Consider the following 24094-nt stretch of genomic DNA (forward strand, 5'->3'; position numbering starts at 1 on the left):
CCCCCCCGCGCCCCCCCCCCGGCGGGCCCGGGCGCACGCGCGCGAGTGGGGGGGGGCGCCGGCCCACCCCCGGGGCGGGGGGGACGTCCCCGCGCCGCCCGGCGACCGGTTGCTCGCACCCAGCGTTGGGCTGCCGGCGTTGCTCTTCTAGGACTGCGTTGGAATAGGGGTCATGGTCGCGGAACGCAGTTATCGGTTCGGCCCGCTGGAACGCGGCGGGATCCTGCTCGGCCTGCGCTGGCCACAGCTCGGCCTGCTGGTCGGGGTGATGGTCTGCGTCATCGGTGCGCTGCGCTCACCGATCCTGCTGGCGCCGGCCTGGCTGCTGGTCGCGGTGGCACTGGGTTTCGTGGCGTTCGTCCGGGTCGAGGACCGTAATCTCGACCAGTGGGTGCCGATTCTGTTCGGCTACACGATGCAGAAGGTGACGGGCGAGACAGTGTTCCGCGGCGGCGTGTTCCGGCTTGGTCCGGACGAGGACCAGATCACGAGGACGGTGCTGCCCGGACCCCTGGCCAGCCTCGTCATGCTGTCGGTGCCAGTCGGGAACGGCCGCTACGTGGCCGTCGTGAAGGACACCGGCAAGCAGACCTACACCGCCGTCCTGCAGGTGCAGGGCAGCCAGTTCGCCCTTCTGGAGTCCGGTGACCAGCAGGCCAGGGTGGACGCCTGGGGCGAGCTGCTCGCGGGGCTGACCTCCGGAGGCGGGCGACTGGCCCGGATCCAGTGGCTGGAGCGGACGCTGCCCGACTCGGGCGACCAGTTGCAGCGGCACTGGCGGGTGCGCGGGCACCACGACGACTCGTGGGCGGCGCAGGCCTACCAGGAAGTGATCGACGCGGCCGGCCCGGTGGCGCAGCGGCACGAGACCTTCCTGTCGTTCCAGCTACGCGCCAGGGACGCCAGAAGGGCGATCCAGCGGGCCGGCGGTGGCGACAGGGCCGCCTGCGCGGTGCTGCTGGGCGAGCTGCGCACGATGGAGGCCGCGCTCGCCAGGGCGTCCATCAGCACGGTGGGCTGGCTGCCGCCGCGGGCCCTCGCGGCCGTCATCCGCACCACCTATGACCCGTACTCGGTCGACATGATCGACGCCCGCGGTGGCGCCTCCACCGACCTGGCTGGCGGTCTGAAGGGCCTGCCGTCCGGGATCGACCCGGCCGTCGCGGGCCCGGTCCGCGCGGTCGCGGCCTGGGACCACTACCGCACCGACTCGGGCTTCCACACCACCTACTGGATCAACGGCTGGCCGCGGATACCGTCCCCGGCCGCGTTCCTGGCCCCACTGCTGATGGAGACGACCTGCCGGCGCACGGTCTCGCTGGTGGTCGAGCCGCTGCCGGGGCGCAAGGCCGAGAAGGCGGTCAACCGCCGCCGGATGGCGCACCTCGGCGAGCAGCAGATGCGGGACAAGATCGGCAAGGTGACGACGCAGCGCGACGCCACCGAGGCGGACGAGGTGGAGCGCCGCGAGCAGGAGCTCGTCGCCGGCTTCGGTGCCTTCCGCTTCCACGGCTTCGTGACGGTCTCGGCGGACGACCTGGACAGCCTCGCGGACGCCTGCGGCGAGGCGGAGACGCTGGCCTCGCGCAGCCGGTTGGAGATGGTGCGCCTGGTCGGCGAGCAGGACCAGGGTTTCAACGTCGGCGCGCTCCCGCTCGCCGTGGGCGTCTCGTGACCACGCAGGACCCGGCTGGCCGGGCGATGACCGGAAGACACCTGGCGGTCAATGAAACCGAGACGTGGCTGGCCGGCGACCCGGTCGGCGACGACGGCTACGACAGCGGTGAGTACGCCGCCGACCCGGACGGCCAGGGCGGTCACGGCGTCGTCGCCCGCCAGGACGAACCGGTGGTCGACGGTTGGCCCGTGCCGGCGCCGCCCGCGCAGGGGCCGGTCCGCCCACCGGACTACGACCCGGGCCGGGACGCCGGCGAGTATGTCGACGACCTCGGCGGCGGTCGCGGCCGCCGAGCGGGCCAGCCAGCCCGAGGCTCGGCCCGGTCCGGTCGCCGGGCGCAGAAGTCGGCCGCCGCGGCCGACCGGGCCGCGACGCGACGCGCCGAGTCGTCGCGGCGCCGGGGCGCCCAGCCGACCCAGCTGCACGGCCCGTTCCACGGCCAGACGTTCCACAAGCTGCGGCTACCCGCGCACATGGAGACGACGGCGCAGATCGCCGGGATCTACCCGTTCGTCGTCGACTCGGGCCTCGACGCACCGGGCATGTTCATCGGCAGGCACGTCTGGTCCGGTAACTCGTTCGTGTTCGACGTCTTCGAGCTCTACCGCCAGCAGGTCATCGAAAACCCGAACTTCGCGGTCTTCGGCGCGGTCGGCTCGCGCAAATCGTCGTTGCTGAAGACGCTGATGTCGCGCGGCGCCGCATTCGGCTACCAGGCCGCGGTCCCGTGTGACCCGAAGGGCGAGTACACCCGGCTGGCCCGGCGGCTTGGCTGCGAGCCGACCTACATCGGACCGGGCATGTCGACCCGGCTGAACCCGCTGGACGCGCCGCCCCGGCCGCGCGGCATCCACGACCACGACTGGGCCCGCGAGGTGAAGCGGGCCCGCTCGTCACTGCTCGCGTCGCTGATCGAGACGGCCAAGGGCGTGCCGCTGACCCCGCCGGAGCACACCGCGATCGACCTGGCCCTCGACGTCGTCTCCCGGCAGATCACCGGCGCGACGACCGACCGCTGGGCGACGCCGCTGCTGGGCCAGGTCCTCGACGCGATGACCGAGCCGACCGAGGCGGACTGCACCGGCCTGCCGATGACCGCCGTCGAGCTGCGCGACGCCTCCCGGGACGCGACCCTCACGCTGCGCCGGCTCACCACCGGCGCCCTGGGCGGCCTGTTCGACGGCCCGACCACTTCGCCGCTGGACTTCGACAAGCCGATCGCGGTGCTGAACCTGGAGCGGGTCCAGGGCTCGGACGAGATGATCGCGCTGATCATGACGTGCGCGCAGGGCTGGATGGAGGCCGCGCTGATGCGCCAGGACGGCGTCCAGCGCTACGTGGTCTACGACGAGTGCTGGCGGCTGATGCGTTTCGCCGGCCTGGTCCGGCGTCTCTCGGCCCAGCAGAAGCTGGCCCGCCAGTGGGGCTGCGCGAACGCGATCGTCGCCCACCGCATCTCCGACCTGCTCTCGGCGTCCCCGGACTCGGTCGAGATCGCCAAGGGCCTGCTGGCCGAGACGTCGACCCGCATCCTCTACAAGCAGGCCACCGACCAGGTGTCGGCCACCCAGGAGGCGCTCGGCCTGACCGACGTCGCCGCCGACCTGCTCCCCCGGCTCGACCCTGGCTTCGCGCTCTGGCTGATCGGCCAGCGGGCCTTCTACGTCGAGCACGTCGTCGGCGACATGGAGATCCCGGTCGTCCTCAACGGCTCGAAGATGCACGGCGAGGTCGACGACATCAACCTCACCCCCGAGGATCTCGACCCGCGCGAGCTGGACCCGCCGGGCATGAGCCCCGAGGACTTCGCCGGCGGCCACTGGGAGCCGACGATCATCGACGAAGCCGACGACGTCGAGCGCGAGGACGCCTTCGACGTCTCGGTCTACCGGGACGACGAGGAGCCCGACGGCACCGGCGTCCGCGTCCCGCCCGGCTACCAGAGCTACTAAAGCTGCTCGCGGCGTCGCAGGCCGCGCAGCTTGGCCAGCGCGGACCAGGTGGGCGGCGGGCCGGCGACCTCGTAGGCGGGCAGCGCCCGCTGGGCGACGTCGACCAGCATCGCGACGTCCAGCGGACGCAGGACCACCCCGGCGGACAACACGTACTCGGTGACCCCGGCCGCCGGCAGCAGCAGCACGCCGTCGACGAGGGCGAGACCGCCGGGCACGTCGGCCCGGGCGAACGCGAGCACCGTCTGCGCCTGCAGCTGCCAGCCGTCGGGTAGCTCGGCGAGCAGCGCGGTGCTCACCTGTTCACCCGTCCAGGCGACCAGGCCGAGCCGGGCGCGCAACGGCGCCTTGCCAGCCCACACCCCGCCGCCGCTGGAGCGGACCGGGCCGCGGTGGGCGTCGGTCTCGATCACCCAGACCCCGGACGCGCCGATGATCAGGTGGTCGATGTTGCCGGCCGAGTCGGCGGTGGACCGGTCGTGCAGGACGGTGTATCCGGCCCGGTTCAACCGGTCGAGGACCCGGGCCGTGCGCCGCTCGGCGCCCGCGTCCCGCCGCCAGGCCTCGATCTCGGGCGGGATCCGGAAGAACCGGACGGCCGCCACCACGAGAACGAGCAGTGCCGCGGCGACACCTGAGCGCACCAGAACCGCCGCGGCCCCGTGCAGCGAGATCCCGATCAGTACGACGACGAGCGCGGCGCCGACGGCGGCCGAACCGGCGATGATCGCGGCCCTGGCCCGCCTGTCGTCCCGTTCGGCGACGTACAGCGCCCGGCGCCGCCGATACTCCGCCATGGCCGACCGGCCAGGAGCCGTCCGGTCCAGCCCCGCGCTCAACCGCCACCACCTTCCAGCACCACGTGCCACGATTCTGCCGCGAGGTGGTCACCACGTGCTATCGGCAGTTCTTGGTCCGATGACCAGCATTCCATCGAATCCTCACGGTAAGCCAAGGACAGCACACGTACTGCACACTGGTTGACCAGCGGTCCCTCTTGACTCGGTTCGCGGGCCTGGCGGTCACGCTCAGTCGACCGAAAAGCCAGGCTCCGCCGGTTTATCCGCCCCGATCCGGGTGTATCGAGCGAGGGGTGAGTGGCCCGCCTGCCGGGCCGGGTACCTGGCCGATCGGCGGGCGGTCGCGCTCCCGCGCCCGACGTGGAAGGTTCCGAACCGCGCCCCGAACGCCAGCTCCCGCCCGTGTCAGCGCGGTGGGACCGGTCCCGGGAGGATTTCATGCCACCCCGTCCGATCTCGGCACCCTCCGCCGCCGCGGCGAGCACCCGCCCGACGCTCGCTGCGCCCCGGTACCTGGCCGCGCCCCCCGACGTGGCGACGCGGCCCACCAAGCCGTCCAAGGCTGCCGGGCCGTCCAACGCTGCCGGGCTACCCAAGGCTCCCGCCGGCCGCCCGACCGGGCCGCGCGGCCCCCGGCGGCGGTCGCTCGCCGGCCTGACCGTGGACGACGTGCTGAGGTTCTCGGCCGGATGCCTACCGGCCCGGCCGGGGCCGCGATCCGTCGGCGTCGAGACGGAGTGGCTGGTCGTCGACCGGGCCGCGAACGACGCGCCGGTGCCGCCGGAGCGGACATCCGCGGCGCTGGCCCCACTCCTCGCCACTCTCGGGTCAAACGGAGGACCGGCGGGAGCCGTTCTGGACGCGACCGGCGCCGTGCTGGCCGGCGGCAGCAGGCTCACGTTCGAGCCCGGCGGCCAGCTGGAGCTGTCCGGCGCGCCGCTGCCGCTGTCGGCCTCCTTGGCCGCGACGCTCGCGGATCTCGCCCGGGTGCGCGCGGCGCTCGCCGACGCAGGACTGGCCCTGGTCGGGCTCGGGCTCGACCCGTTGCGCCCGCCGACCCGTTGGCTCACCGACGACCGCTACGCCTCGATGGCCGGGTACTGGGAGGCCAGCGGCCACGACGCCGGTCGGATCATGATGTGCTCCAGCGCGTCCGTACAGATCAACCTGGACGCGGGCGCCGACCCGCTCGACATCGTCCGGCGCTGGCGGCTGGCCCACCGGCTGCGTCCGGTGCTGGTCGCGATGTTCGCCGCGTCGCCGGCCCGGCTGGGCAGGTTGACCGGCTTCGGCTCGGCCCGGACCCGGATGTGGGAGTCGCTGGACCCGACCAGGACGGTCCAGGTCGGCCCGACACAGGTGGCCGCGGCCGACCTCGCCGACCGGTGGGCGGAGTACCTGCTCGCGGCCCGCCTGATGATGATCGACGTTGCGCCGGACACCGATGGGAACGCCGGTGGCTCGGCCGGCCCGGGTTCTGGCACCGGACCCGGCTCCCGGACCGGTCCGGGCCGTCAGCAGCGGCTGGTCGCCGTGCGGGACGGCACGACGTTCGGGGACTGGCTGCGCGGCGCCGGCCCGACGGACCGTCCGCCGGTCTACGACGACCTGGTGCTGCACGCGACCACGATCTTCCCGCCGGTCCGCCCGCGCGGCTGGCTGGAGATCCGCTACCTGGACGCCCAGCCGGGCGACGGCTGGTTGGTGCCCGTCGCGGTGACCACGGCGCTGCTCGACGACCCGGTCGCCGCCGCCGGCGCGCTCGCCGCCTGCCGCGAGGCCGACGCGGGCTGGCGGCAGGCCAGCGCGTTCGGCCTGCGCGACGACGCCCTGCGCCGGGCCGCGGTCAGCTGCGTCGACCTCGCGCTGGACGCCCTGGTCCGCCTCGGCGCCGACGAGAGCACCCGCGCGGCCGTGGCCCGGTTCCGGGACCGCCATCCGGCCCGCGGCCGCACCCCCGCCGACGACCTGGCCGACCGGTTCACCCAGGTCGGCCCCGCCGGCCTGCTCCGCGACCAGTTCCGCTGAGGAGCGGGCAACTCCGCACCGAGATCGGCACTGTCTGTCAAATTTGCCCAAAATCTGTGCACTTCAAGGCTGAATCCGGCGCCCGGTGTTTAGCTGCTCATGGACGGACGGAGATGCAGATGGCGGGATCGGCGGCGTCGGCACACCCCGGGTCAACGACGGCCGGGCCCACAACGGCCGAACCAGCGACGGCCGAACCGGCGACGGCCAAGGAGCGGACAGACCTCTCGGCCGGACTCGCCGCCGGTGGGTCGCATCCGGCCCCCGTACCGGCCGACCCGGCGGGCTGGGCCGAGGCCCTCGAACACAGCCGGCGCCGGACGCTGGCGTACACGAATCTCGACGACGATCTGCTGATACGCCAGCACTCCCCCTTGATGTCGCCGCTGGTCTGGGACCTGGCGCACATCGGCAACTACGAGGAGCTCTGGCTGCTTCGCGCGCTGACCGGCGCGGACCCGCTCCGTCCAGGCATCGACGACCTGTATGACGCCTTCCGTCATCCGCGCGCCGACCGGCCGGCTCTCCCGTTGCTTCCCCCGGACCAGGCCCGGGGCTACATCGCCGAGGTCCGCGCCCGCGTCCTCGACGCCATGGCGGCCCTGGGCTCCCGGGCCGTCGACGGCGGCCGGCGGGACGACCCCGTCACGCGGCTGCTGTCGGGCGGGTTCGTCTACGGGATGGTCGTCCAGCACGAGCACCAGCACGACGAGACGCTGCTCGCCACGCTGCAGCTGGCCACCGCGGCGCGCACCCAGCCACGACCGGCGCAGGACCCGGTCGTCGACGAGGGCGCGGCGCTGCCGGCGGGCCGACCGGCGGGCGGCGACGTCCTCGTGCCCGCCGGGCCGTTCACGATGGGCACCAGCACCGACCCGTGGGCCTACGACAACGAGCGCCCGGCCCATCGTGTCGACGTACCGGCCTTCTGGATCGACCGGCTGCCCGTCTCGAACCGGGCCCAGCTGGCGTTCCTGGACGGCGGTGGCTACGACGACGAACGGCTCTGGTCGCCGGCCGGCTGGGCCTGGCGCTGCCGCGAGCGGCTGGAGGCCCCGCTGTTCTGGCGGCGCGACGGCGCGGGCGGCTGGCTGCGCCGCCGATTCGGCCGCGACGAGGCCCTGCCGCTCGACGAGCCGGTGCAGCATGTCTGCTGGTACGAGGCCGAGGCACACGCCCGATGGGCCGGCCGGCGTCTGCCCACCGAGGCCGAGTGGGAGAAGGCCTGCGCGTACGACCCGGCGTCCGGCCGGTCGCGCCGCTTCCCGTGGGGCGATGACCCGCCGACGCCGCGCCGCGCGAACCTCGGCCATCGTGCCGCCCGGCCGGCTCCCCTGGGCGCCTATCCGGACGGCGCCAGCGCGAGTGGCGTCGAACAAATGATCGGTGACGTCTGGGAGTGGACGTCGAGCGGCTTCACCGCGTACCCGGGCTTCGTCTCGTTCCCCTACCGGGAGTACAGCGAGGTCTTCTTCCGTGAGCCCGACGGCACCGAGCGGGCTGACGCCGACCCAGACCAGCAGTTCCGGGGCTACCGGGTGCTGCGCGGCGGCTCCTGGGCCGCAGACCCGAGCGCCGCGCGGGCCACCTTCCGCAACTGGGACCACCCGATCCGCCGCCAGATCTTCGTCGGCTTCCGGCTGGCCAGGGACGCGGACTGAGGGACGGCCGGACCCGGCCGAACCAGACCGAGTGAAGGGCCGACGACCACATGTGCAGACACCTCGCCTGGCTCGGCGCCGACAGCACGCTCGCCGACCTGCTGCTGCGCCGGCCGTCCGGGCTGCTGCAGCAGTCCTGGGCGCCCAGGCAGCAACGGCACGGCCGGGTCAACGCCGACGGTTTCGGGGTCGGCTGGTACGCGCCGGCCCTGCGCCCGCAGCCCGCGCGCTACCGGCGGGCGGTGCCGATGTGGACCGACGCGTCGTTCGCCTCGTTCGCGGAGGTCGTCACGTCGGGCTGCGTCCTGGCCGCGGTGCGCGACGCGACCGTGGGCATGCCGATCGAGGAGACCTCGACCGCGCCCTTCACCCATGGACCGCTGCTGCTCAGCCACAACGGGCGGGTGAGCGTCGACGTTCTGCTCGCCCTGCTGGCCGGTCGGCCCGACGCCCCGCCGCCGGACTCCCGGTGCGACTCGGCGCTCCTGGCCGCACTGGTCTGGGAGCGGGCGCTCGCCGGGCTGACACTCGCGGACGCGGTGGCCGAGGTCGTGACGACGGTCGGCGCGAAGGCGGCCGCGCGGGAGGCCGGCCGGGCGGCGGGCGACGCCGGCCAGCAGTCGCCCAGCCGGCTGAACGTGCTGGTCACCGACGGCCGGCAGATCGTCGCCACCACCTGGGACGACACGCTCTGGTACCGGGTCTCGTCGGCTGGCGTCCTGGTCGCGAGCGAGCCTGACGACGACGCTCCGATGGTCCGAGCACCGGGTGGCGAATCCGTCAACGAGGGACGCTCCACCGCCGAAGGCCAGCCAGCCACCGAAGGCCACCCTGCCGCCGAAACGCACCCAGGCAGCGGAACGGACGTCTGGGTGGAAGTCCCGAACCACCGCCTGCTCGTAGCCGACACACGCAAAGTAACTGTAAGTAATTTGATCTCGCAGGACGGTTACTCTGGGTTCACCACCTGACGGAGGGCGTCCGTATGACTTCGAGGACACCGACATCGGGGGCGGACACCGTCCAGTCCCCGGACGCGGTCATCGCTGGCCAAGAACGGGCCGTGCACACCCCTGACCAGGAACGCACCGCGCAAACCCCTGGCCAGAACCGGGCCGCGCACACCCCTGGCCAAGCACGGGCCGCGCGTACTCCGACCCCGGCCGATGTGGCCGCCCTGCTGAAGGCCCGCGGCGGTATGACGATCGAGCGGCACCTGACCGACGCGCAGCGGACGGCGGCGCTGGCGGCGGACGTCCGCCGCGGCCTGACCGCCACGCCCAAGGAGCTCCCGCCCACCTGGTTCTACGACACCACCGGCAGCATGCTGTTCGGCAAGATCACCGAACTGCCGGAGTACTACCAGACCAGGGCCGAGCGGGCGATCCTCGCCACCCACGCCGCGCAGCTGGCCGCCGAGCTCGAGACAGCGGTCCCCGGCGGCGTCGACTCGCTCGTGGAGCTGGGCTCAGGGACCTCCGAGAAGACCCGGACGCTGCTCGCCGCGCTCGCCGGCACCGGCCGGCTGCGGCGGTTCATCCCGTTCGACGTCGACGCGGAAGCACTCTCCCGCGCCGGTGCCGCTGCCCGCGCGACCCACCCGGGGCTCGCGGTGCACGCCGTCGTCGGGGACTTCCGCCAGCATCTGGGCCTGCTGCCCGCCCAGCCGGCCGGCGGCACGCTCGTCGCATTCCTCGGCGGCACGATCGGCAACCTGCGCCCGCCCGAGCGGGCGGCGCTGCTGACCGAGCTGCGGTCCGGGCTCGACCAGGCGAACGGGTCGCGGGAGCACGGCGGCCGGGCCCAGGCGCTGCTGCTCGGGACGGACCTGGTCAAGGAGCCGGCTCGGCTCGTCGCCGCCTACGACGACAGCGCGGGGGTCACCGCCGCGTTCAACCGCAACCTGCTCACCGTGCTCAACCGGGAGCTGGGCGCGGACTTCGACCTGCGCGGGTTCGCCCATGTCGCCCAGTGGGACGCGGAGAACCGCTGGATCGAGATGCGGCTGCGCTCGGTCAAGGCGCAGACGGTGAAGGTGACGGCCCTCGATCTGACCGTCGAGTTCGCCGAGGGCGAGGAGATCCGCACCGAGATCAGCGCGAAGTTCGACCACGCCATGGTCGAACGTGAGCTCGCCGCCGCCGGCTGGCGGCTCGCGCAGTGGTGGACGGACCCGGACGGCGACTACGCCCTATCCCTCGCCATCGCCACATAGCGCCTGGGAAGCCGGCTAGCCCTCAGGAAACAGCCGAGCCCGGTCCGCGACCAGTAGTCGCGGACCGGGCTTCGTCGGGTGGGGCGGCGCCGGTCTCAGCCGCCGAGCAGGCTGACGTCCCGGGCGGCGCCCGTCGCGGCCGAGGTGGCCATCGCGGCATAGGCGCGCAGCGCCGCGGACACAGTGCGCTCACGGTTCACCGGCCGGTAGCCGTTACCCGCCTCCAGCTCGGCTCGGCGGCTGACGAGCTCAGCTTCCGGCACCATCAGCTCGATCCGCCGGGCGGGGATGTCGATCTCGATCCGGTCACCGTCGCGGACCAGCGCGATCGTGCCGCCGTGCGCGGCCTCCGGCGAGACGTGCCCGATCGACAGGCCGGAGCTGCCGCCGGAGAACCGTCCGTCGGTGATCAGCGCGCACTTCGGCCCGAGGCCGCGCCCCTTCAGGTACGCCGTCGGGTAGAGCATCTCCTGCATGCCCGGCCCGCCGCGCGGCCCCTCGTAGCGGACGACGACCACGTCCCCGGGCTTGACCCGGTTGCCGAGGATCGCCTCGACGGCCGCCTCCTGGCTCTCGACGACGACCGCCGGCCCGGCGAACACCCACTGGGCCTCCGGGACGCCGGCGGTCTTGACCACCGCGCCGTCATCGGCCAGGTTGCCGTGCAGCACGGCCAGGCCACCCTCGGCCGAGTAGGCGTGCTCGGCGGAGCGGATACAGCCGTCCACGGCGTCGGTGTCGAGGGTTTCCCAGCGGTTGGTCGAGCTGAACGGCTCGACGGTGCGCACCCCGCCCGGCGCGGCGTGGAACAGCTCGACCGCGTCCGGCGACGGGCTCGCGGCGCGGATGTCCCACCGGTCCAGGAACTCCCGCAGGCTCGCCGAGTGCACGCTGTGCACCCCGCGATCGAGCAGCCCGGCCCGGTCCAGCTCGCCGAGGATCGCCGGGATGCCGCCGGCGCGGTGCACGTCCTCCATGTAGTACTTCGTCGAGCTCGGGGCCACCTTGCACAGGTTCGGCACCCGGCGCGAGATCTCGTCGATGTCGTGCAGGTCGACCGGCACCTCGGCCTCGACGGCGGCGGCGAGCAGGTGCAGCACCGTGTTCGTCGAGCCACCCATCGCTACGTCGACGGCGAACGCGTTGCGGAACGCGGCGGCGCTCGCGATCGAGCGGGGCAGCACGCCCTCGTCGTCCTTCTCGTAGTACCGACGCGCGAGGTCGACGACGAGACGCCCGGCCTCGACGAACAGCTCCTTGCGGGCCGCGGCGGTCGCCAGCGTCGAGCCGTTGCCCGGCAGGGCGAGGCCCAGCGCCTCGGTGAGGCAGTTCATCGAGTTCGCGGTGAACATGCCGGAACACGACCCGCAGGTCGGGCAGGCGGAACGCTCGATGATCCCGAGGTCGGCGTCCGAGACATCCGGGTTGACGGCGGCGCTCATCGCGTCGATCAGGTCGAGCCGGGAGTGCACGGTGCCGTTCTGGACCACCGCGTTGCCGGACTCCATCGCCCCGCCGGAGACGAACACGGTCGGGATGTTGAGGCGCAGCGCGGCCAGCAGCATGCCTGGCGTGATCTTGTCGCAGTTGGAGATGCAGACCAGCGCGTCCGCGCAGTGCGCGTTCACCATGTACTCGACGCTGTCGGCGATGATCTCCCGCGACGGCAGCGAGTACAGCATGCCGCCGTGGCCCATCGCGATGCCGTCGTCCACGGCGATCGTGTTGAACTCACGCCCGACGCCGCCGGCGGCCGCGATCGAGTCGCCGACCAGCTGGCCCAGGTCCTTCAGGTGCACGTGGCCGGGGACAAACTGGGTGAAGCTGTTGGCGATCGCCACGATCGGCTTGCCGAAGTCGTCCTCGGTCATCCCGGTCGCCCGCCAGAGCGCGCGGGCACCGGCCATGTTCCGGCCATGGGTGGTGGTACGGGAACGCAGTGCGGGCATCTTCGTAACCTCAGGACCTTCGACGGCGGTACGAACGCGAGGCGGGGCCCCACAGCGGGCGCGGGTTCGCGCGGGCCAGGTCGCCGCACTCGCGGGCGGACGCGCACCTGCCTCGGAGGGTTCACCGGCGCGAGGCCGCCAGTACGCGTGGACGCACGCCTCGGTTCGGCGGCGCACCGTCCACCAGCGTATCTGCTGCCCTGCCCAACCCCTGTGTCCGGCCTCACACCGATCGCGGCCCTCCGGCCTTGGCTGGGCTCCCTGTCCTACGTGGTGGTCGCCGGAGGGCTCGACACTCCCGACCACCACATAGGACTCGACTCGCCCGTTCCCCGCTTTGGTCGGGGGATCAGCTCGGTTGCCACAGGCGGACGGTGTTGTCGCCCGCGGTTGCGAGGGTCTCGGTCGTCGGGGAGAAGGCGAGCGCGCGGACGGTGCCGACGTGGCCGGTGGCCAGCTGCCCGAGAGGTTCCGGGCTCGTGAGGTCGTCGAGCGTCCACAGCTGGACGGCGGCGCCGATGCCGCCCGCGGCGGCCAGGGTGCGCCCGTCCGCACTGAGTGCGACCGACCGGATCTGCCCGTTGCCTCTGCTGGTGACCTGCGCCAACGGGTACAGCCGGTCCGGCTTGTCCACGTCCCACAGATGGACGGCGCCAAAGCCGGCCCCCGCGACCAGGACCCGGCCATCAGGCGTGAACGCGAGCGACTGCACGTGCCAGCGGTGGCCGGCCAGCGGTGGGCCGACCGGGCGCGGGACCGTGGCGGTCAGGTCCCACAGCAGCGCGGTGTGGTCAGTCCCGGCCGTCGCCAGCATCCCGCCGTCGGGCGAGAACGCGACGGCGAGCACCTTCCCCTGATGGCCGCCCAGCGGCTGCCCGAGCTGGCGGAGCACGCCTTGGCCGGACGCCGCCGGCTCCCACAGCCGGGCCGTCCCGCGGACAACTCCGGCGCCGGACGCCGCCGGGTCCAGTTCCCACAGCCGGGCCGTCCCGTCAAGGCTCCCGGTCGCCAGGAACCGTCCCAGCGGGGAGAACGCCACCGCCGTCACCTGATCCGTGTGGCCGAGCCCGATCGCGGGCAGGCCGGCGGCAGGCCCGGTGGCCTCGGCCGCCGGCAGCCGCCAGACGCGGACGGTGTGGTCGCTGCCAGCCGTGGCCAGTGCGGTCCCGTCCGGGGCATAGGCGACGGCGAGCACGCGACCCTCGTGGCCGCGCAGCGGATCCCCCAGCGGGATGGTCGCGTCGAGCCCGGCCGCCTCCTCGGCCAACCGCCAGCGTCGGATGGTGCCGTCCGCGCTGCCGGAGGCAAGCATGCCGCCTCCCGGCGCGAAGGCCACGGACTCGACGTGACCCGAATGACCGGCCAGCGGCTCGCCGAGCGGGGTCGCGTTGACGGTGCCCGCGGCACCGCGCCGGCCGGCGAACAGCCGCCCCGATCTGCGTCGCGCCGCCACACCGGTGACCGGCTCCGCGTCGCGTCGACGAAACGGCTCGTCCGACGCGTTGCCGCCGGGACGCAGGTGCGACGGGACGAACGTGGTCGCATCCCGGGTCGGCGGGTCGGTGGTCACTGCCCGCCGCGAGGGCGCGGCAGCCGGCGTGACAGGACCGCCGGGTGTCCGAGGGGCGGGGCCTGAAGCGGGCCGCAATCGCGAATTCTGGTCCGTCGGCGTGGTCGACTCGCCACCGGCGGGGCCGGTCGGGTCGCCGGGCGCAGTCGAGTCGCCGGGCGCGTCCGGGCCACCAGGGGCAGTCACGCCACCAGGTGCAGTGGCGTCACCGGGGGCAGTGGCGTCACCGGGCGCAGCCGGGTCGCCCAGGGCAGCCGGGTCACCTGGGGCAATCTGGTCACCAGGGCTCGACGCGTCGCGGGCGCCGAGAGTGTCGTCGCCGAAGTCGCGAGCGATCTCGGCGGCGAGCGCCAGTGCCTCGTCGAGGTCGGCCCGAGCGGAATCGAGGTCCGCCGCGGACGGCTCGTCCAGGCCGTCGAGGGGACGGGCGCCGACGAGATGCAGGAGGAGTTCCTGCGCGGTGGGCCGGCGGTCCGGGTCCTTCGCCATCGCGCGGGCGACTAGCTGCCGAAGACCCGGTTCGAGGCCGGAGAGGTCAGGTTCGTCGTTGACCGCCCGGTAGAGGATGACAGGGCTCGGTCCTTCGCCATGCGGGAGCCGCCCGGTCGCGGCGAAGAGCACGACGCCACCCCAGGCGTAGATGTCGGCCGGCGGGGCGACGACGGCACCGAGCGCCTGTTCTGGCGCCATGAACGCAGGAGTTCCGACGCCGGCATGAGTGAACGTCGTCGTCGCGTCCAGCGCGCGGGCGATCCCGAAGTCGATGACCCGGGCTCCGGACGGCGAAAGCATGATGTTGCCGGGCTTCAGGTCTCGGTGGACCAGCCCGGCGGCATGGATCGCGGTCAGCGCTGAAGCGACGGCGACCGCCAGCCGCTCCACCTCGGCGCTGGGCAGCGGCCCGTCTTGACGGACGGTCGCCGCCAGGGTACGGCCCTCGATGTACTCGGTGACGAGGTACGGCCGGCGGGACTCGACGTCCACGTCCAGCACCTCGGCCGTGCAGAACCGGGCCACCCGCCGGGCCGCCGTCGCCTCCCGCCCGAAGCGCTCCCGGAACTCGGGCTCCCGCGCCAGGTCGGGCCTGACCATCTTGACCGCTACCAACGGGCCGGTCCCGTTCTCGCCCGCCTTGCCGGCGTCCAGCGGGCTCAGGACCGCGGCCTCGGCCAGATGGCCCGAGCCGTCCACTCCCGTCCGGCGACCTAGGTAGACGGTGCCCATCCCGCCCTGGCCAAGGCGACCCAGCAGAAGGTACGGGCCAAGCCGCTTCGGGTCGTCCTCGTCGAGCGGTTCCACCAGCTGGCTCCCGATCGCGCTGTCCCCGACGACCATGCTGGCTCCGGCAGTCGCGCCGATGCCTCCGTCGCCCTGGATCTTCAGCACGAAGGATATTCGCCGCGGTCCGCGCGGTGGCCCGGGTTCGCGTACCAGTCCGTATGTAGACACATCGCTGATCGGTATCGGAGTTGCGGGTGGGCAGCGGAGGCCGCGGCACGGGTGCCAGACTTGCGGCATGAGCGTTACCGGGCCGGCGGCGGGCGGCACCCCCGTTACGGAGATCGCAAGGTTTGACGTGAAACCAGGTACGGAGAGCGACTTCGTCGTCGCTTACCGCACGGTTCGGCATGAGATCGCCACCACGCCAGGCTGCCGATCGATCCGGATGAGCCGCGGCGTCGAGTCGCCGAGCTCATTCGTGCTGATCGTCGAGTGGGCCAGCCTGGAGGCACACACCGAGGGCTTCCGCGGCTCCGAGGGCTTCGGGCGCTGGCGCGCGGCGATCGGTCCGTTCTTCGCCGGCACGCCGTCGGTCGAGCACGTCGCCAGCGTCGAGACGGCGGCCGACGCCACGGCCGGCGCCGTCTGACGGCACGGACTTAAGCGGCGGGGCCCGGCATGGGCGAGTTCTTCAAGCAGTTCTTCGGGTTCCTGGTCTTCTCTCCACTGACCGCGGCCGTGTTCGGCTTCGGCATCTGGATCCTGCCGGCGGTGTTCCTGCGGGACATTGTCGCCCGACTGCGGCTACGTTTCTTCCACTTCTTCGTCAGTGGCTACGTCTTCATCGCGATCATGACGATCTATCTGCTCGTCGCCGGTTCGCGGACGAAGACCGGCGACAGGCACCACCAAGCTGGACCGTTCGTCGGCATGCTCGCGTCCCTGGCGCTGGCCTGGTGGCTCAACCGACTGCTGCGCACCCGCTTCCCCCGACGCAATCCGGGCGGACCCAACGGATCAGGAGTCGCGGCTGGACAACAACCGGGCTACCCCGGCACGAACCAGCACGGCTACCCCGAGCCGAACCAGCCGGGCTACGGTCACCCCGCGTACCGCCCGCAGGGCTACGGCCAGCAGCCCGGTTACCCGCCTCATCCTGGCTATCCCGGGTACCCGGCCTACGGTCCGCCGCAACCCGTGCCGCCGAACCAACCGCCCAACCAGCCGCCCACGCACCCCGACGCTGACGGCATCCCCAACCAGCCGCGCACCCCCGGCGTGCCCTGGGTCGTCCCCCCGCCCGCCGACCCCGCCCCCCCGACCACCCAGCCGGAGTAGTCACCCGAGACGATCACCGTGCGGCGCGGAACGCGGAGATCGTCCGTCGCAGCCGGGCCAGGACCGCCGGCGGCAACATCCCCAGACCGAGCCGCACAGCACCACAAACGGTGCCTCGGCTGTGCCCGAATGCGGACCAATCTCCAGTGAACGCGCCGCATCGGTCCACCGGACGATCTCCAATCCAGCCGGACCGACCGGCTCACATGCACGCTGACGGTGACCCGACCCGTGAACGCACCGCGCGCAGGCGCGGCACGATCTCCGCGGCCCGGCCGACGCATACCCGCACAGGCCCTGCGGGCAATTCCCGCAGCCCGCGGACGCGTGCGCACACCGGCCACGGCAGGCGATCTTCGCGGCGCGGACACGTGCGCGCAGGCACGGCAAACGATCCCCACGGCCCCAGACGCACGCGCAAAGGCACGACAGGCACGACAGGCACGACAGGCACGACAGGCACGACAGGCGATCTTGCATTCCAGGAACAACCGGAGGCAGCGGCGCGCGGGCGCCGCCAACGATCTCCGCGTTCCGCGGAACGCGACCTAGCCTCACGCGAACGCACCGAGTCCAGGACGCACTGCACGCGGCGGGCACGACGGATCTCCGCGATCCCCGGCACGCTTCACCAGCCAACGCCTGCAACGGTCTCCGCGTTCCGCGGAACGCGACCCAGCCACAGGCGGACCCACCGAGTCCTGGACGCAGTGCGCGCGGGCGCGACGGATCTCCGCGTTCCGCGGAACGCGACCGAGCCACAGACGACTCTCCGGGTCGTGGGAACGCATCGCGCGCAGGGTGCGACGATCTCCGCGTTCCGCGGAACACGCCGCAGCCGGGCGGGGCTGAGCGGCGCGGGCGGGGCGGACGGGACGGGCGGCGCCGCGGTGCGGGGCGGGGCGAGCGGCCGACGCTGGCGCCGGGCTGGTCGGAGGTCGGGCGCCGATCGGGCGCGGTCTCACGCCGACGGGACGGCCACGTCGCAGCGGTCGCCGTGGCCACAGCGATGGGTGGGGCGACGGGGTCTGGCGCGTGGCCCGCGTGGGCTGGCCCGGGCTCAGTCAGGCGTGGGGGGTCGGGCGGTGCAGGGAGTACACGATTACGGGCTTGTCGAACAGGATGTCGTCACGGAGCACGGAGAAGCCCAGCCGCCGCGCGACGTGGTGGGAGGCCGCGTTCTCCGGGTGGATGTAGGCAGCCAGGTAGTTCTCGGCTAGGTGCTCGAAGGCCCAGTCGATGCAGGCCTGGGCCGCTTCGGTGGCGTAGCCGCGGCCCCACGCTTCGGCGCGCAGGGTCCAGGCCATCTCGACCTCACCGAACTCGTCCCAGAACTGCGGCCCGATCCGGCCGACGAACTCGCCGGTCGTCTTCAACTGCACGGCGAACAGTCCGTGGCCTCGGTTCGTCCACTGCTTCTCGACTGTCTCCAGCCGGACCAGCGCCTGGTCCCGCGTGTAGGAGCCGACGAAGCGGTTCACCCGGTCGTCGGCGTGCAGGGCCAGGAACGCGTCAACGTCCGCCAGCCGCAGCGGACGGAGCGTCAACCGGTCCGTCTCGAGCATGGGCAGACCTTTCGCCGTGGGCGTCTCCTGGCACCGGGCGGCGACCGTGACCAAGCGCCGGCGACGCCACGGTATTACGCCCGATGCCGCGCCTGTCCCGGCCGGATCTACGCCGCCGTCAGGCACTCAGGCACTCAGGCGGCGGTAGCGGGCGAAACGACGCACGCCCTCGGCCGCCGGGCGGCCGGCGCAGGGCCGCAGAACCTCCTCCAGCCGGGCCCGGGCAGCGGTCTGGTCGAGATGCAGGCCGATCGCGACCAGGCCGTCGGGACCGTCGGAGGCGGGCCTTGCCGCGACGTGGATCTGCGGCCCGACGATGTTGACGACGAAGCCGCGCGGGCCTCGCCCGGTGTCCACCGTCACGGTGCCCTTCAGGCGGTAGGCCCCCGTCGGCGGGTCCTCCAGCAGGTCGACCAGCGGACCGGGGTCAATGGGACCGGTAGCCGGCACCGTCACCGCGTGGACGTGCCGGTGGGACTCCTCGCCCGGGTCCTGCCTGGCCGCGGCCGCGAAGGGGAGCTCGTCGACCGGGTCTTCCGTGCTGGCGGCGTCGAACACGAGCGCCGGGTCGAGCCGGCCGTGGGTCGTGTCGACGAGGTGCGCGCGAGGGTTGCCCGCACGCACCCGGGCGGCGATCCGGGCCACCGTCTCAGCCCGGACCGCGGCCGGGACGCGGTCGGTCTTGTTGATGACGACGAGCGAGGCCGCCGCGAACCTGGCCGGCGGCGGCCCGCCGCTGTCGACGGTGTCGAAGTAGGCGGCCGCGTCGATCACATCGACCAGGCCACCGGGGCGCACGCGCCGCACGCCGCTGAACTGGATGAGCCGGGCCAGGGCCGGAGGGTCGGCGACGCCGCTGGCCTCCACGAGCACCGCGTCCAGCCGCAGCCGAGGCTGGGTGAGCCTCTCCAGCGCGTCGTCCAGACCGTCCGTGTCCGGCACGCAGCACACGCAGCCGCCCGTGATCGCGGCCGGCTCGTCCACCTGACCGGTGATCAGGGCGGCGTCGACGTTGATCGCGCCAAAATCATTGACCACCACCCCGATGCGCGCCCCTGGTGCCCGGAGCAGGTGGTTGAGCACGGTGGTCTTGCCCGCGCCCAGGTATCCCGTGAGCGCGATCACAGGCACCCGTGGGCTCATCCCCTAGTTGGCCATGTCGACAAAGCGGGAGTAATGCCCTTGGAATGCGACGGTCACGGTGCCGGTCGGGCCGTTTCTGTGTTTGGCGATGATGAGGTCCGCCTCGCCGGCCCGCGCCGATTCCTTTTCGACGGTGTCCTCCCGGTAGAGGAGGATGACGGCGTCGGCGTCCTGCTCAAGCGATCCTGATTCACGAAGGTCCGAGACCTGCGGCCGCTTGTCGGCCCGCTGTTCCGACGCACGGTTCAGCTGGGAGATCGCGACGACCGGGATCTCCAGCTCCTTGGCGAGCAGCTTGAGCGACCGTGAGATCTCGCTGACCTCCTGTTGACGACTCTCCACCCGCTTGGGCGAGGACATCAGCTGAAGGTAGTCCAGGATGATCAGGCGCAGGTCGTTGCGTTGCCGCAGCCGGCGGGCCTTCGCCCGGATCTCCATCATGGTCAGGTTCGGGCTGTCGTCGATGAACAGCGGCGCCTCGGCCACCTCACCCATCCGCCGTGCCAGGCGGGCCCAGTCCTCGTCGGTGAGCCGCCCGGTCCGGATGTTCTGCAGGGAGACCCGCGCCTCGGCGGAGAGCAGCCGCATGGTGATCTCCATGCGGCTCATCTCCAGCGAGAAGACGACCGACGCCATGCCGTGCTTGATCGAGGCCGCCCGGGCGAAGTCCAGCCCCAAGGTCGACTTACCGACCGCGGGCCGAGCGGCGACGATCCAGAGCTGTCCGCCGTGCAGACCGTTCGTCAGCTCGTCAAGGTCGGCGAAGCCGGTGGGGACACCGGTGAGGGCGCCCTCGTGCCCGGCGATCGCCTCGATCTCCTCGAGCGCCGGATTGAGCAGGTCCCCGAGGGGTGCGTAGTCGTCGGTGCCCCGGCGCTCGGTGACGTCGTAGACGGCGGCCTGGGCGCGGTCGACCAGGGCGTCGACGTCGTGGGCCGGCCCGTAGGCGAGCTGGACGATCCGCGTGCCGGCCTCGGCGAGCCGGCGCAGTACGGCCTTCTCGGCGACGATATGGGCGTAGTAACCGGCGTTCGCCGCGGTCGGCACGCTGGAGATGAGGGTGTGCAGGTAGCCGGCGCCGCCGACCCGTTCCAGGAGCTCACGGCGGCCCAGCTCCGCGGCGACGCTCACCGTGTCGGCGGGATCGCCGCGGCCGTAGAGGTCGCCGACGACCTCGAAGACGGTCGCGTGCGCCGGACGATAGAAGTCGGTCGCCCGGAGAACCTCGACGACGTCCGCGATCGCGTCCTTCGACAGCAGCATGCCGCCGAGCACGCTCTGTTCGGCCGGGATGTCGTGCGGGGGCGTCCGGTCGAGCTCCAGCGGCTGACCGCCGCCGCGCGAGATGTCGGTGACCGTCACCCGCCTCACCCCTGTCCTCGATCATCCCGCGCCGATGCCCGCACTGGTCGTCTCGGACCGCCCGGACGCACCGAGCGACGATGCCGCCCGGACGTTCCGTTCAGAGGCGCCCCCTGGGCCTGTCGCCCGAGGATGCCGCCCCGGCCGCCCGCGCCGACCGCCCACTCGGAGCTGTCCGCCCGGACCCGTCCGCCCGGAGCCGTCCGCCCGGATCGTCGTAACAGCCCGAACCCAACTCTCGAACAAATGTTCGAGGCAAGGCGGCCCGTTGTCAAGGAGGCACCAGCGAGGGACCGCGCACCGCCTGCGACGGCGAACGCACGTACGACCGAAGACCGACTTTAGGGGCTGGCAGGCACGCCCGGCAAAAAGTTATCCACAGACTTGTGTGGATAACCTGTGGGCAACGCCGGTAGTACCTGGGGAAAGCCTCGGGACGACGACTGATGAGCTGTGGACGGCTAGGTCACGTTCCGTTCAAATTCCCCCGCTGGGCTGGTCATCTGCCCTCAGACCCTGTGGACAGAGAAAAGTCCGTCGAAACCCGCGAACGAATCGTCTGCACGACGAACACAGCCCATCTATGGGCACCGGGCAGTGGTCGAACGACGGTCGAGCGGGACTCCGAGCCCGATGACCCGGAGGGGCTGGAACCCGGAGACCTGGACCAGAAATCAGGCCGCGGAGACGCGGACCGTCACCTGGGCGGTCACCTCGGGGTGCAGATGCACCGCGACGGTGTGCTGCCCGAGCGACTTGATCGGCGAGGTCAGCTGGACCTTGCGCTTGTCGAGCGCCGGGCCACCCGCCCGGGTGACGGCGTCCGTGACGTCGCCGGCGGTGATCGAGCCGAAGAGTCGGCCCTCCTTGCCCGCCCGGCTGATCAACGTGACGGACAGCGCCTTGAGCTGATCGGCGATCTCCTGCGCGTGGCCGAGGTCGCGGACCTCGCGGGCCGAGCGGGCCCGCTTGATCTGGTCGACCTGGCGCTCGACACCGCGAGTCGCCACGATCGCGAACTGCTTCGGGACCAGGTAGTTACGGCCGTAGCCGTCGGCGACCTCGACGATGTCACCGGGGCTGCCGAGGCCGGGCACCTCGTGGGTGAGAACGAGCTTCATGTCGGCGTCACCCTCCTCAGCGAGCGGTCGAGGTGTAGGGCAGCAGCGCCATCTCGCGGCTGTTCTTCACCGCGATTGCGACGTCGCGCTGGTGCTGGCTGCAGTTGCCGGTGACGCGGCGGGCACGGATCTTGCCGCGGTCGGAGATGAACTTCCGCAGCAGCGACGTGTCCTTGTAGTCGATGTACTCGGTCTTGTCCTTGCAGAAAACGCAAACCTTCTTCTTGGGCTTGCGCACAGCCGCCTTGGCCATGTGTGCACTCCTAGGTTCAGACAAACGTCATGAGGGCGCGCAAGAGCGCGCAACGGGCGCCGCGCACCCGTGGGCACCGAGGGTGGTGCCTAGAAAGGGGGCTCGTCCGAGTAGCCGCCAGCCGACTGCGACCAGGGATCGTCGACGGCTCCACCGGAGTAGCCGCCACCGGACGAGGAGCCGCCCTGGGCTCCACCCCGATAACCGCCACCGGTGCCACCGCCACCGCCGGCTCCGCCGGAGCTGGCGCCGCCTGCACCACCGCTGGGGCCGCCGCCGGAGTAGCCGCCACCGTCGAAGCCGCCGCCACCGCCTGGGCCGCCGCCGCGCGCGGCGCGAACGACCTTGGCGGTCGCGTACCGCAGCGACGGGCCGATCTCATCGACGTCGAGCTCGATGACGGTGCGCTTCTCACCCTCGCGGGTCTCGAACGTGCGCTGCTTGAGACGGCCCTGGACGATCACCCGGGCGCCCTTCTGCAGCGACTCCGCGACGTGCTCGGCCGCCTGCCGCCAGATCGAGCAGCGAAGGAACAGCGCTTCGCCGTCCTTCCACTCGTTGGTGGCGCGGTCGAGCGTGCGCGGGGTCGACGCGATGGTGAAGCTCGCGACAGCCGCCCCGTTCGGGGTGAACCGCAGCTCCGGATCGCTGGTCAGGTTGCCGACAACCGTGATGACGGTCTCACCGGCCATGGCTTGTGCCCCCAGTCCCGCAAGGCCTGTGGTTGGCCTCGATTGACACGGTGTTAAGCGGCGACCGGCCGACGGGCGGCGCGCGGCTTCTTCGCTTCCGGCAGTCGGATGACCTTGGTGCGGATGACCGACTCGTTGAGCGTGAGCTGCCGGTCGAGCTCGGCGACCACGTCCGGCTCGGCGTGCAGATCGATGACGGCGTAGATGCCCTCGTGGCTCTTGCGAATCTCGTAGGCGAGCCGACGCCGGCCCCAGACGTCGACCTTCTCGACCGCGCCGCCGCCGTTGCGGACGACGCTGAGGAACTGGTCGAGGGACGGGGAGACGGTGCGCTCTTCGAGATCGGGGTCGAGGATGACCATGAGCTCGTAATGACGTGCCAAGGCTGAACCCACCTCCTGTGGACTCGGCGGCCGCGGGACGTACCCGTGGCAGGAGGACAGTGCTGTACCGACGGAAGACCCACTCGAACGAGCGGCTCCGCCAGCAGAGCAGACGCTCGGCACATCGTTGGCAGTGCGGCCGTGAGGCTGAGGCCCTGAAGCTGACGCCGTACAGCTGACGCCCTACACGCGAAGATGTGCCGTCGACACCCGATATAGGAGCGGGCGTCACGTCGCGTTGAGCTTACTCGACGTGTCGGACGATCTGACGCTCGCCGCCGCGCGGCCGCGCGGCGGAGTGCGCAGGGGACGAGGACCCGTCCGGCGGGGCCTCGGCGTCCGGCCCGTCCGTCGGTCCATGCCAGACCGTGCGCACCCAGCCGCACGCCGCCGCCAGCAGCCCGACCAGGGCGAGCAGGATCAGCAGCCCGCGCACATGCCGCCCGGGTGACGGGTCGACCAGCGCGACCACGATGACGACCACCACCGCTGCCGCCGCGGTACCCGCGACCGGATAGGCCAACGCGTTGATCGCGCGCTCGCGCTCCGTGAAGTGGCGCCGAGGACCGGCGTCCCGCCGCGATCCAGCACCCGGCGGCCTGGCGGCCTTCCAGCGCCGGGAACCGGCCCCGTGACCACCGCCCGGGCGTTCTGGCGCGCCTGGCCCGACGTCGTCGAGCGCCGCGTCACCGGCCTCGATCCCGGCCCGATCGGCCGGGGCGGGCCGGGGCTCGTGGGCCGCGGCACCGTCGGCCGGCGGGCCGGCTAGGTCGCCGTCCGTACTCATCGCCCCATCCTGGCCTACCAACGCGCCGATCACCTTCATTGGCGTCCTTGGTGTGGTGCTTCTGCGGTAGGCGACGCTTCCGGTGGACCCGTACCGGGTGCCCGGGCTGGCCGGGCCCCGACGGCCGGTCCGAACGATCGTCACTGTGCGTTATCTTTCCGGCCGACGGACGGCGGCGGAGCGCGGACGGGGGACGGCCGTGGAGGTCTGGGACAGCTGGCCGTCGCAGCACGAGCCCGAACCACCGCCCATGCCATACCCGGCGATCGCCGCCGCGGCCCTGCTCGGTACCGGGATCGTCCTCGGCTTCGGCATGGTCATCCAGGGCGTCCTCGCACCACCCCACGCGCTACCGACCGTAGCCACCAGTCCGAGT

Annotated in this window: 19 protein-coding genes; 8 read left to right on the forward strand and 11 right to left on the reverse strand. The window is 72.5% G+C overall.

What is annotated here, in order from left to right; genetic code table 11:
* The first annotated feature begins 172 nt into the window (after positions 1–172).
* Together I6A60_RS06290 and I6A60_RS06295 are read left to right on the forward strand one after the other, a co-directional pair.
* Positions 173–1675 carry an SCO6880 family protein gene (locus I6A60_RS06290; protein WP_203021202.1) on the forward strand — a complete coding sequence of 501 codons (1503 nt, stop codon included), beginning with the start codon at positions 173–175 and terminating at the stop codon, positions 1673–1675.
* 26 nt (positions 1676–1701) lie between these two features.
* Complete coding sequence (locus I6A60_RS06295; protein WP_238434889.1) at positions 1702–3630, forward strand: conjugal transfer protein TraC; 1929 nt, start codon at positions 1702–1704, stop codon at positions 3628–3630.
* Here the strand turns inward: I6A60_RS06295 and I6A60_RS06300 are convergent.
* Positions 3627–4427: a nuclease-related domain-containing protein gene (locus I6A60_RS06300; RefSeq protein WP_203021236.1), complete on the reverse strand. Its 801-nt coding sequence runs from the start codon at positions 4425–4427 to the stop codon at positions 3627–3629. The genes I6A60_RS06295 and I6A60_RS06300 overlap by 4 nt on opposite strands.
* 441 nt (positions 4428–4868) lie before the next feature.
* On the opposite strand from I6A60_RS06300, the gene egtA reads away from it, so the two are divergent.
* The 4 genes from egtA to egtD all read left to right on the forward strand — a co-directional run bounded on the left by egtA (position 4869) and on the right by egtD (position 10334).
* Entirely contained in the window at positions 4869–6458 is a 1590-nt protein-coding gene (gene egtA, locus I6A60_RS06305) for an ergothioneine biosynthesis glutamate--cysteine ligase EgtA (RefSeq protein WP_203021206.1), read from the forward strand.
* A 119-nt stretch (positions 6459–6577) separates the two neighbouring features.
* Positions 6578–8119 carry an ergothioneine biosynthesis protein EgtB gene (gene egtB / locus I6A60_RS06310; RefSeq protein WP_203021208.1) on the forward strand — a complete coding sequence of 514 codons (1542 nt, stop codon included), beginning with the start codon at positions 6578–6580 and terminating at the stop codon, positions 8117–8119.
* 50 nt (positions 8120–8169) lie between these two features.
* Entirely contained in the window at positions 8170–9090 is a 921-nt protein-coding gene (egtC, locus tag I6A60_RS06315; protein WP_203021210.1) for an ergothioneine biosynthesis protein EgtC, read from the forward strand.
* 14 nt (positions 9091–9104) lie between these two features.
* Positions 9105–10334, forward strand: a complete 1230-nt coding sequence (egtD, locus tag I6A60_RS06320) for an L-histidine N(alpha)-methyltransferase (RefSeq protein WP_203021212.1) — start codon at positions 9105–9107, stop codon at positions 10332–10334.
* Between the two features lie 95 nt (positions 10335–10429).
* Here egtD and ilvD read toward each other — a convergent pair whose 3' ends face one another.
* On the reverse strand, positions 10430–12283 hold the full coding sequence (ilvD, locus tag I6A60_RS06325; RefSeq protein ID WP_203021214.1) for a dihydroxy-acid dehydratase: 1854 nt from the start codon (positions 12281–12283) through the stop codon (positions 10430–10432).
* Positions 12284–12632: 349 nt separating this feature from the next.
* Positions 12633–15239, reverse strand: a complete 2607-nt coding sequence (locus I6A60_RS06330) for a WD40 repeat domain-containing serine/threonine protein kinase (RefSeq protein ID WP_203021216.1) — start codon at positions 15237–15239, stop codon at positions 12633–12635.
* Positions 15240–15369: 130 nt separating this feature from the next.
* Here I6A60_RS06330 and I6A60_RS06335 point away from each other — a divergent pair, with 130 nt between their 5' ends.
* Both I6A60_RS06335 and I6A60_RS06340 read left to right on the forward strand, forming a co-directional pair.
* Positions 15370–15723: an antibiotic biosynthesis monooxygenase gene (locus I6A60_RS06335; protein ID WP_203021218.1), complete on the forward strand. Its 354-nt coding sequence runs from the start codon at positions 15370–15372 to the stop codon at positions 15721–15723.
* Positions 15724–15752: 29 nt separating this feature from the next.
* Positions 15753–16412 carry a hypothetical protein gene (locus I6A60_RS06340; protein WP_203021220.1) on the forward strand — a complete coding sequence of 220 codons (660 nt, stop codon included), beginning with the start codon at positions 15753–15755 and terminating at the stop codon, positions 16410–16412.
* 1064 nt (positions 16413–17476) lie between these two features.
* Here the strand turns inward: I6A60_RS06340 and I6A60_RS06345 are convergent.
* The 8 genes from I6A60_RS06345 to I6A60_RS06380 all read right to left on the reverse strand — a co-directional run bounded on the left by I6A60_RS06345 (position 17477) and on the right by I6A60_RS06380 (position 23718).
* Positions 17477–17977 carry a GNAT family N-acetyltransferase gene (locus I6A60_RS06345; RefSeq protein ID WP_203021222.1) on the reverse strand — a complete coding sequence of 167 codons (501 nt, stop codon included), beginning with the start codon at positions 17975–17977 and terminating at the stop codon, positions 17477–17479.
* A 126-nt stretch (positions 17978–18103) separates the two neighbouring features.
* Positions 18104–19120, reverse strand: coding sequence for a GTP-binding protein (locus tag I6A60_RS06350; protein WP_203021224.1), 1017 nt, complete (start codon positions 19118–19120; stop codon positions 18104–18106).
* Positions 19121–19123: 3 nt separating this feature from the next.
* Positions 19124–20482 carry a replicative DNA helicase gene (gene dnaB / locus I6A60_RS06355; RefSeq protein WP_203021225.1) on the reverse strand — a complete coding sequence of 453 codons (1359 nt, stop codon included), beginning with the start codon at positions 20480–20482 and terminating at the stop codon, positions 19124–19126.
* 674 nt (positions 20483–21156) lie between these two features.
* Positions 21157–21603 carry a 50S ribosomal protein L9 gene (gene rplI / locus I6A60_RS06360; RefSeq protein ID WP_203021226.1) on the reverse strand — a complete coding sequence of 149 codons (447 nt, stop codon included), beginning with the start codon at positions 21601–21603 and terminating at the stop codon, positions 21157–21159.
* Between the two features lie 16 nt (positions 21604–21619).
* Positions 21620–21856, reverse strand: coding sequence for a 30S ribosomal protein S18 (rpsR, locus tag I6A60_RS06365; RefSeq protein WP_007516941.1), 237 nt, complete (start codon positions 21854–21856; stop codon positions 21620–21622).
* A gap of 89 nt (positions 21857–21945) precedes the next feature.
* Positions 21946–22548, reverse strand: coding sequence for a single-stranded DNA-binding protein (locus tag I6A60_RS06370; protein ID WP_203021227.1), 603 nt, complete (start codon positions 22546–22548; stop codon positions 21946–21948).
* A 53-nt stretch (positions 22549–22601) separates the two neighbouring features.
* Positions 22602–22931 (reverse strand): 30S ribosomal protein S6, encoded by a 330-nt coding sequence (gene rpsF / locus I6A60_RS06375; protein WP_255355191.1) that lies wholly within the window; start codon positions 22929–22931, stop codon positions 22602–22604.
* 244 nt (positions 22932–23175) lie between these two features.
* A complete protein-coding gene (locus I6A60_RS06380) occupies positions 23176–23718 on the reverse strand; it encodes a hypothetical protein (RefSeq protein ID WP_203021228.1) in 543 nt (180 codons plus the stop codon).
* Positions 23719–24094: the final 376 nt, after the last annotated feature.

The sequence above is a fragment of the Frankia sp. AgB1.9 genome, assembly GCF_016786355.1.
Taxonomy (GTDB): domain Bacteria; phylum Actinomycetota; class Actinomycetes; order Frankiales; family Frankiaceae; genus Pseudofrankia.